This window comes from Yersinia pekkanenii, assembly GCF_001152565.1.
GTDB lineage: Bacteria > Pseudomonadota > Gammaproteobacteria > Enterobacterales > Enterobacteriaceae > Yersinia > Yersinia pekkanenii.
The window spans coordinates 18,020-27,175 of sequence record NZ_CQAZ01000052.1 but is presented as its reverse complement, the minus strand read 5'-3'; the positions used below and the strand labels follow the sequence as shown (position 1 = coordinate 27,175).

Here is a 9,156-nt window from a genome sequence, read left to right as displayed (position 1 = left end):
CCTTTCCCCGCCCTCGTGCGGGGCTTTTTTTGTCTGCAATTTAGTGATGACGTTCACCGTTTGAGGCTTTATTTCTGGCTAGCGATACTAAAAAAGGGCGTGCATGCCTAGAGTGCATGGATCTGCATGCAAAATACCCCCCTTAAAACCCTGTGCAGCCCCAGTGCTGGCGCGGTTTGGGGTTATGCATGCAACTGCATGAAAAGCGACCTGTAAAGCGCGTAGGCGTGGCGGGGATAGCATTGCGCGCAACCTAATAAAACGAGCTTTCAAGATACATACTTGATAAATACATATATCACGCTTTGTTATTATTCCCCCCCCCACCCATATCAGTAATATTGATGCAGTTTAAAGAAAGTGGTAGTGTTCTTCAAAAAAGGATAAAAACAAATGCATGCTCTAGCGCCATACTTGTTCCGTTGCTATAACCGACATGCTCCTCAAGAGCAGCGTTACTCTTCACTTAGTGATATTAATAATCATGACCTTTTAGATATTCTTTCTAGTTTTATCAACCTAAATAGCCAACAGTACCAGTTAATAGAATTAACCAAGCAGGTATACAAATTTTCGAATGTAACTTATTCGGCAGATAGAAGAGAGATATACTGTTGGTTAGAAGCTGGCTATTATGGGACGAAAACAGATATTATAAATATCGAAACAGGAAATATTGATTTCGAAAAAACACAGAAAAACTCGGAAATAATAAAATATTACATCCACTTTTATATACCACGAGACGTAAATGAGGGTATGGCATTCCTTCATACTTATAGAAGCGATGGTATTAAGACATTATTCATGAAGCTTTTCTCAGAATATTTTAACAACATAACACGTTTAACAATTCAAATGCAGCCGCTTGCTTATGACAAAGCTATAAATAATTGGCTTGATGCAGTTGCAAAAGAAGTTATTGTTACTAAATTTGTGGGTGTTAAAGATGTAGCTGAACAAGCAAGAAAGCTTGGGCATAACGAACAAGAATTGATAATAAAACCGCCTCGAAATGGTACTCTGGGGAAACTTAGGGATTACTTTGAACGTGGAAGTGAACATGCCCAAGTTGTAGAGGTTCTTAAGGAATATGGTGAGTCCGTAAAAACAATTGTTGAGCTAAGCGATGGAAGGAAAAGAACTTTTCATATTGGCACGAATGTAAAAGGTGCTGTATGTGAGATTATATTTGATGAATGTGTTAATATCATTGAAGGTATGCCTGAAATGGATTCCTTATACAAATGGGTTGACGATATTATTGCTGAGTATCTTGTCCGACTTTATCCTGGCGTGGATATAAGGAGAGCATAATGAGTTCTAAGATAAATGTTTGCGAAATTATCTCTGGTCATTTCAGTACGTTAAGAAATGCTGACACGAAAAGATTGAGTTTTTATGATATTTTAACATTTATAGTTATTCCTGTTTTTATTTCCATCGGTGTCTCTTATTCTGTGGTTATGATAAGCAAAGATCTAGTATCTCTTCTAGTTAACTTCAGTGCTATATTAACAGCTCTTTTATTAAGTGTTTTAGTCCTAGTTTATGATCAAGAGACAAAAATAAGAGAAAAAAAGGATACTGATACATTTTACTCCACCAAGAAAAAACTATTGCAAGAATTATATTATAACATTTGCTACTCTATTGTGTGTGGTGTTATTTTAGTGGTTTTTTGCTTTTTAGTTTCTTTATATACAGTCTCTCCACTCGGAGTAATTTCAGGAAACACATATAACTTATCAATTTTTGATTATAATATTTCATTTAACTTTGTTTCATGTGTTTACTTTCCTATTATTATATTTCTTGCCATACACCTTATATTAAACATATTAATGATAGTTAAAAGAATGCACTCTCTCTTAACACTAGATTAAACCCACTCTTCATAGCATTTATATGGTTAAAAAAACGTACCAAAAAGTGTACCAAATATAATAAAAAAACAACATAGCCATAATAATCAATTAGTTAAAACAAAAAAATATTTCAGATTCAGAATATCGAGTAACTATTCAATAGCTATCACCAGAACGCACAAAGCCAGACAGCCCGCAGACCAGCGGGCTTTTTTATTGTCATGAGCGAGCATAAAGACTCACTAAAGCGCATGGTTAGCTTGTACATAAGGGTGTACCTAATGCGTTTTGTGTACATCATTTTGGGTACACCCTTCTATTCAATGTTCAGGTACAGGCAAAGAAAAGGGAGGTACTGAGAATACCGCCCTTTGGGGTTATGGTTTTTTCCATCATGATGAAAATCAACATCTTGCAGAACAGCATGTTCGTATCTGCAAAACTTTCGTAGGTCAGCCCTCTGGCGCTTCCTTGGCCTTCTTGCGTTGGCGGCGTTTGATCTCACTCAACACAGACTCAGGTAAGAAGCTACCAGTTTCGCTATCCGGCGTTACAGGTTGTTTGCCGGGGGTGTCTTGCTTTTTCTTCATAGGTCAGCCTTTTGGCTCTACATCTCGCTGCTTGAGTTCCTTTCTAATAATGCGCTTTATCCAAGCAGAAATAGACTCATCGCCGTCATTTTCCATTGCTTCGCGAATAGTCTGTTCTAGTTCTGGCTCTACGCGAAAAGCGATCTGTTTATTGCCTCTGGGTAAGTTTGTGTTTGACACGTGTTACACTCTCGATATAAGTTTCTTGTGTCAGACAATGTACATCATAAGTCAGTCAAATGTAAAACAGCGAAGCCCGGAGGTGCTACCAACACTAACCGGGCCTCTATCAGACATTCACCCCACGCCTTAAGCACCTTGGCGGAATAAAGCAGCGGACTTACCTGATTGTCCAACTGTCAGATGAAGAATAACTCAATAAGAGAATGAAAATACGTTGTACCAGAGAAGGGTTTTTAATTATATATGTCTGTTTTATAAGTATTTTGTAATTAATTTCTGGTACAAGTCTGGTACAACTCAAAGCCATTTTGGTACAACTAAAGGGGGTTTTGGTACAACCATACAAGAGTAGTGAAGGTGGGATAGTCAGTTTGCACAGTTGTACCAGACTCATATTGAGTTGTACCAAAACAGGGGGGTAGTTGTACCAGAGAATTTACGTCAATTTGTTAATTAACATTAGGTTATCTTTTTTTGGTACAACTAGTACAACCCCTTTTCGCCTCTTTATATAAAAAGTTTTAGCAGTAATCCATAATCAACTGTTAAATAGCTGTTCGAAAGTTAACCACAGGCACTACTTAGGTGCTTTCTCTTGGCTGGTTTTGTGTCTATTGGTCAATACGCGTTTGATGAGACGGAAAAAATAAACAATATCAAATGGATATAGCATCCATTTTGCATCGGATATATGTCGGTATATACTCGTTATGCTTTAAGTTGCATTCACATTTTTTCACCTTCCTGCAACTTGAATTATTTTGAGTATAAGACCTTCATAAGCAGCCATTTCTGGTTATTCCCTCTGTTGCGTTAAAAGTAAGGCCCCGGCCTGATGAGGAGGATTAGCAGTCGTTACAACGAAAAGGAATTTACTATGTCAGAAACATCTCGACCAATCCCACAGGCATTAGGTTTCCCCTACACGGTATTCAGAACTAAAAAACGCATGGATGATTACAGTGCCGATGATATGCGATGTGGCGATCTGAGCGAAACGCAGTTAAAAACAGATTTTAATCTACATAATATTTCAAGCAAGGTTAATCCATACACGCTGACGTTGTTCAAGCAGCTAAAATCCACGGCTTATGGTTATGGCTATGCGGCTGATAGAGCGTTGGAAAGCGAGAAGGTCACTCGACAGGAATGTGTCAGGATCCTCTTTGATGAATTTCGCTACGAATCACGAATCTTTGCTTTGCACGGCCCGTATAAGAACGTTATCGAAAAAATGATCAACCATATGCAAAATGGTAACGGTATACCGTTTAGGGATTTGTCGTTAAATACGGCATTGAGAGCGCAAATTATTAACGATAAATCAGCCGAAAATAGTTCATTGCTGAGAATAAAACAGGTATTAACAGACAATATCGATTGGAAAAATAATTTGTATCCGGCAGAGAAATTAACGGATATAACAGAAACTATCCTTGGTGGCATACTTCCAAAATTCGATAGATTGCAGGATAGGGTTAATGGGTTAGGTATTACTGTACATGATATATACGCAGCACATATCACGATAAGATCGTTACAGATTAATAATGGTCACTACCGCGCCGTTGTCCATTATAATGTTCAGGATCACTTTGGACTGGACAGAAAAGATATTATTAAATTTAGGAATTACCGTATATTTCGTATCTGGTTTGTACTTCAGCGATTCACCCAGCTTGGTTATAAACCATTCATGACCAATATGGAAGCAACAGTAGAAATTATTGGGGGGCGCAATGAAAGCAAAAAGTAAAAAAATACTCGGTGTATTATTACTAACTGGTGGCGTTCTGTTGGGTTATTCCCTCTGGTTGTCACTACGTCCGGTGGAAGTTGTCGCCGTTCATCAGAGACATCATTTTAGTGATGTTTTGGTGAAGGATTTCCCTACTACTGATCAAGGAAAAATAAGCTGGTGGCTGAAAAAAAAAGAGATGTTGAAATCTGAGTATAACATTCCAAAACCAGCATCTTATGGTAATTTTAGTATAACTTTTTGGGATTTCTCTAAAGGGTATAAAGAAGATGAATACGATAGGCTGTGCTTCGATGATATGAAAACAGATAAAAACTGTATAGATAAGAATGCTGTTTTTACCGTTAATAATGACAGTGAGAATAGGATAATTTTTACCGTTTATAATGGAAAATACCTACTAAAAGAAAATGGTGAAATAGTCAAATTTGAATATAAGTAGAATCATTTTGGGTATTCGGATTATGAGGATGATGAACGAGATTTACGTAAGCAGCTGGCTGACCTAAAAGCAGTTCCTGAATTGTTCCCTGACGCGTTCAACGATTGGGTTCTGATTGGTGAAACAGACACTGATATTCTTATCTTCAATAAAAAAAACGGAGCATATGAGAACCGTGACCGCATTGGGCTGGATAGGCTCAATGAGAGCTATGATGATATCGTCGGTTTATTGATATCACTGATGCCATTAATAGAATAATTCGTAATGTTAAACTAGGGGCTGGAATTTAAAATACAGAGAGTCTGGCTCTGATTTAACCTAACGGACAGTGGTCAAGGAATATATGTATTCTTGATAATTGAGGTGTTTTTCACTGTATGGCACCCATACGTCAACAGAGAGTAAAATTTACGCGCTATCGTGTTAATGAGAAAATGTTATACCGGTTAAACGATGAGGCGTCGAAATGACGCTTACAGAAGAACAGAAGGCGCTTTTCGATGCCCTGACGCAGTTACAGCGTAGATTCGTTACAGCGCTGCTAGAGGGTGCGAGGCATACCGAAGGGCTGGCGGTAAAGCTAGAGGCGATGGTGAGCGTTCCAAAGCCAACCAGTTAGTAACAAATAGTAACGTTCAAGCCTTCCTCCAGCCCGTACAGCACGAAACCGTTAACGAGGCCATCATGACCTACACCGAAGCCTTAGAGCGACTCACGTTGATGGGGCGCACGACAATTCATGACATCGCCACATTTGGCAATTATCAGATTGGTGAAGACGAGGAAGGGCAACCGGTCTTTCAGGCGTCATGGAAGTTTAAGGACTCCAAAGATATTAAGCCCGAACACCTGGCCGCTGTCGCTGAATTATCCACTAAGGACGGGCTGAAACTTAAGTTGCATGATCCGAAAGCTGCCATCAAGCAACTGGCCGAAATGTGTGGATGGGAAGCGCCGAAGAAAGCCGAATTGACCGGCGCGAACGGTGGCCCGATTCAAACGTCAAACCTAACCCCGGATGAAGCCGCCGAAGCCTACCGTAAAGTGATGGGCTGATTTGAGTAAATCCACAGAGGCGACGATACATGATTAAGCCGGGTGAAGTTATTATGTTAAGCCATAACGTTATTGAAATGACCCTTATCAACGCAGCCAAGCGGCAAGGGGTGGATCTGGACAGCAAGGATTTGCTGGATATACGCACTAAGGTAGCGGCGACACTAGTAGCTAAAGAACGTTAGCAAATGGTAATGTTTAAGTTCGCCAAATAGGAACGTAGAAGCGGGCCGGATGATAACATTTGATAAGAACCAAGTATTGTATTGCGGGTTGATAAAAATGGAAGGTTCTATTGTCCAGGATAATGTTTTTTACCGACAACGGTGCCAGACAATATTTGTGCTCATGAAAGATCAGAATACTTAGCCACTCTAAGTCCATGAAGCGCTTTCAATCTCACAACTGTATTAAGTTGGGTAAAACATAATAATTGATAGGTAAAAACATTCGATACACTCTTTAGTGGGTACTAAATAAGCATAACAACTACATATAGTGTTTTTGTTTTGTGTACAGCTATTGGAATGGTACTTAACTTTAAGTAAGAATGTTATCCGGCAAGGGAGATTATATATCTTTAACGGATAATGTATGGTCAAGAACTTAACGCTAATGCATAATCGCGGCCGGAATTTAAACATTTAAAGAAAAAGGATTGCGTAATGCTTAAGAATGTACTTTATTTCGACTCAATGCTAACACCAAAAATTCTTACTATTTTATATTGGCTCTCACTGTTCGGCATCATTGTATCTGGTATCCTAGCGATGTTTAGCAGTTTCATCCTAGGGATTGCCATCATCATCGGTGGTGGCATTAGTTCCCGTATTGCTTTTGAAATGATCATGATCGCATTCAAAAACAATGAATATCTGAAAAGAATCGCAGAAAAACCATAATTATGATTTACCTTGGGTATTCTCATTTTATTTCAAAATGGAATACCCCGATTGCTTACCACTTTGCTGCTTTAGTCATGCTAATCCGCTAAAATTCGTACTTTTATCACCTTACGTATTTTAGAAAACCAGAGCCATTGTTTATTTTTTCAATTTTCAGATTTCCCCTAAAATCATATAACAACATAAAAAATATGGTGTTTTTTTGTTTATTTCATGCTTAACTTTCATCCAATGCCACAATCTGAACGCAGAAAGAGCATTTAATAAGATTATGGCTACTATCTAATATCAGCTATGAAGAGATTACCCATATACACTTTTGGAGGATCGCGTATGTTCGAAGACCAAAACACATCGATCCTAGATACCTATTTTGGTACCCATAGCCCCTTTTGGCGGCTTGCTTTTGATAGCCGAGCTTTAGAGTTGTCTGCAATTAAAGGGACGACAAATATCGCAATTGCCCTTAATTCAGTTCAAACAATGAAAATCCAGAGCTTAACCGGTGTTACTGCCAGTTTAGATATTGAAATAGAGATTTATGGTCATCCGCTTCATTTACATCTTGTAGGCCGTAAAATTAATGACAAAGAATGGGGAGGAACTGCTTCTGCTTATGCTGATACTGAATCCGTAGCGCGCGATTTAGTCATGGGGCTTTCCTTTGCAGAACAGGTGGTCTCTGAAGCCAACTCCGTCATTGTGATCCTCGATAAAGAGGGTTATGTACAACGTTTTAATCACCTTAGTGAAGAATATACGGGTAAGAAAGAACAAGACGTTATTGGTAAGAATGTTTATGACTTATTTATGACAGCCGAGGAGGGAGCCTCATCACGCAAAAATATTTAAGGATTCTTCCAGCGCGGCGCATCTTACGAAGTTGAGCGTTGGATTAATACGGTAAAAGGGGAGCGTCTCTTCTTATTTCGCAATAAATTTGTTCACAGCGGCAGCGGCAAAAACGAGCGTTACCTCATCTGCTCCGGTACTGATATCACCAAAGAAAGGCGTGCTCAAGAGCGTCTTAGGATTTTAGCTAATACCGACATGATTACCGGCCTACCTAATCGCCACGCTATTCATGAGCGCATTAACAGCGTAATACAAACCCGCGGTGATACCTCTGTAGGTATTATTTACCTTGATCTCGATAATTTTAAAAAAGTGAACGACCATTACGGTCATATGTTTGGTGATCGATTACTGAAAGATGTCTCACTGGCTATTTTAGGTTGTTTGAGTGATAACGAAATGCTTGCCCGGTTGGGGGGGGATGAGTTTATTGTTCTGGTCGAAAATGCCACCTTGAGTTTACTTGAGGCAATCACGCAACGCATTCTCAACCGCATGAAATCACCTTTCCGGGTAGGGTTGATTGAAGTCTATACCGGTTGTTCTATTGGCATCGCGCTATGTCCTGAGCACGGCGATACATTGGAAAATATCATCCGCAGTGCAGATACTGCCATGTACACCGCGAAAGAACATGGGAAACAGACCTATTCGATTTTCTCGCAAGAGATGAATAAGAAAATATCGGAATATGTCTGGTTAGATACCAATTTACGTAAGGGTTTAGAGCAAAATCAATTACAAGTCTTTTATCAACCCAAAATATCTGCCCAAACCGGTAAAGTGCATAGTGTCGAAGCATTAGTCCGATGGCTCTCACCTGAACGTGGTTTAATTTCTCCTTTAGAGTTTATCTCATATGCCGAAGAATCTGGGCTGATCGGACCTATTGGTAAATGGGTACTGCAAACCGCGATGCAACAGGCGGTAAATTGGAGCAAGCGCGGAATTAACCTGCGGGTTGCAGTAAATGTGTCTGCCAGGCAATTGATTGATGAAGCTATCGTAACCAGTTTTATTGAATCTCTTGAAGCCAACAAATTAGAATCTAGCCTAGTTGATGTTGAATTAACTGAAAGTTGCTTAATTGATGATGAAAGTGCAGCTATCAACATAATGAAACAGCTACGCCACTTAGGTGCCCAGGTTCATTTGGATGATTTTGGTACCGGCTATTCTTCACTTTCACAATTAGCGCGTATTCCTATTGATGCCATTAAATTAGATCAAAGTTTTGTGCGCGATATTGATAATAATCCCATTTCACAATCTTTGGTACGAGCCATTATCGTTGTCGCTGAGGCACTTAAAATGCGGGTGATTGCCGAAGGTGTAGAAACACAAGGGGAAGAGGAATTTCTGGATTCTATTGGCATTGATGAAAAGCAGGGGTTTCTTTACGCCAAACCAATGCCCGCAGGTGAACTGGAGCATTGGCTGATAACACAACACCCTCACCGTTCATTGGATTAGGTGCCAAAAACCATATCGTTTT

8 protein-coding genes and 2 pseudogenes are annotated in these 9,156 nt (G+C 39.4%); 9 read left to right on the top strand and 1 reads right to left on the bottom strand.

The features are described from left to right. Positions 1–393: 393 nt before the first annotated feature. Positions 394–1,317 (top strand): hypothetical protein, encoded by a 924-nt coding sequence (locus AEP37_RS19600; RefSeq protein WP_049614933.1) that lies wholly within the window; start codon positions 394–396, stop codon positions 1,315–1,317. Continuing rightward, positions 1,317–1,886 carry a hypothetical protein gene (locus tag AEP37_RS19595; protein WP_049614932.1) on the top strand — a complete coding sequence of 190 codons (570 nt, stop codon included), beginning with the start codon at positions 1,317–1,319 and terminating at the stop codon, positions 1,884–1,886. The genes AEP37_RS19600 and AEP37_RS19595 overlap by 1 nt, the downstream gene beginning before the upstream one ends. A 434-nt stretch (positions 1,887–2,320) precedes the next feature. Here the strand turns inward: AEP37_RS19595 and AEP37_RS26635 are convergent, their stop codons facing one another. Continuing rightward, entirely contained in the window at positions 2,321–2,458 is a 138-nt protein-coding gene (locus tag AEP37_RS26635; RefSeq protein WP_167337946.1) for a hypothetical protein, read from the bottom strand. Between the two features lie 1,060 nt (positions 2,459–3,518). On the opposite strand from AEP37_RS26635, the gene AEP37_RS19585 reads away from it, so the two are divergent. The 7 genes and pseudogenes from AEP37_RS19585 to pdeR all read left to right on the top strand — a co-directional run bounded on the left by AEP37_RS19585 (position 3,519) and on the right by pdeR (position 9,134). Further along, on the top strand, positions 3,519–4,397 hold the full coding sequence (locus AEP37_RS19585) for a YPO3983 family protein (protein WP_049614930.1): 879 nt from the start codon (positions 3,519–3,521) through the stop codon (positions 4,395–4,397). Further along, positions 4,381–4,842, top strand: coding sequence for a DUF943 family protein (locus AEP37_RS19580; protein ID WP_049614929.1), 462 nt, complete (start codon positions 4,381–4,383; stop codon positions 4,840–4,842). Before AEP37_RS19585 ends, AEP37_RS19580 begins: the two co-directional genes overlap by 17 nt. A gap of 6 nt (positions 4,843–4,848) precedes the next feature. After that, positions 4,849–5,103, top strand: a pseudogene (locus AEP37_RS19575) (YrhA family protein); the annotation flags it as partial. Positions 5,104–5,370: 267 nt separating this feature from the next. Beyond that, positions 5,371–5,901, top strand: a complete 531-nt coding sequence (locus AEP37_RS25205) for a terminase small subunit (protein ID WP_072086360.1) — start codon at positions 5,371–5,373, stop codon at positions 5,899–5,901. A 29-nt stretch (positions 5,902–5,930) separates the two neighbouring features. Then, positions 5,931–6,086 carry a hypothetical protein gene (locus AEP37_RS26230; protein ID WP_156168683.1) on the top strand — a complete coding sequence of 52 codons (156 nt, stop codon included), beginning with the start codon at positions 5,931–5,933 and terminating at the stop codon, positions 6,084–6,086. A gap of 480 nt (positions 6,087–6,566) precedes the next feature. Continuing rightward, positions 6,567–6,803: a DUF4282 domain-containing protein gene (locus AEP37_RS19560; protein WP_049614927.1), complete on the top strand. Its 237-nt coding sequence runs from the start codon at positions 6,567–6,569 to the stop codon at positions 6,801–6,803. Positions 6,804–7,139: 336 nt separating this feature from the next. Next, positions 7,140–9,134, top strand: a pseudogene (gene pdeR, locus AEP37_RS19555) (cyclic di-GMP phosphodiesterase). The last annotated feature ends 22 nt before the right edge of the window (positions 9,135–9,156 follow it).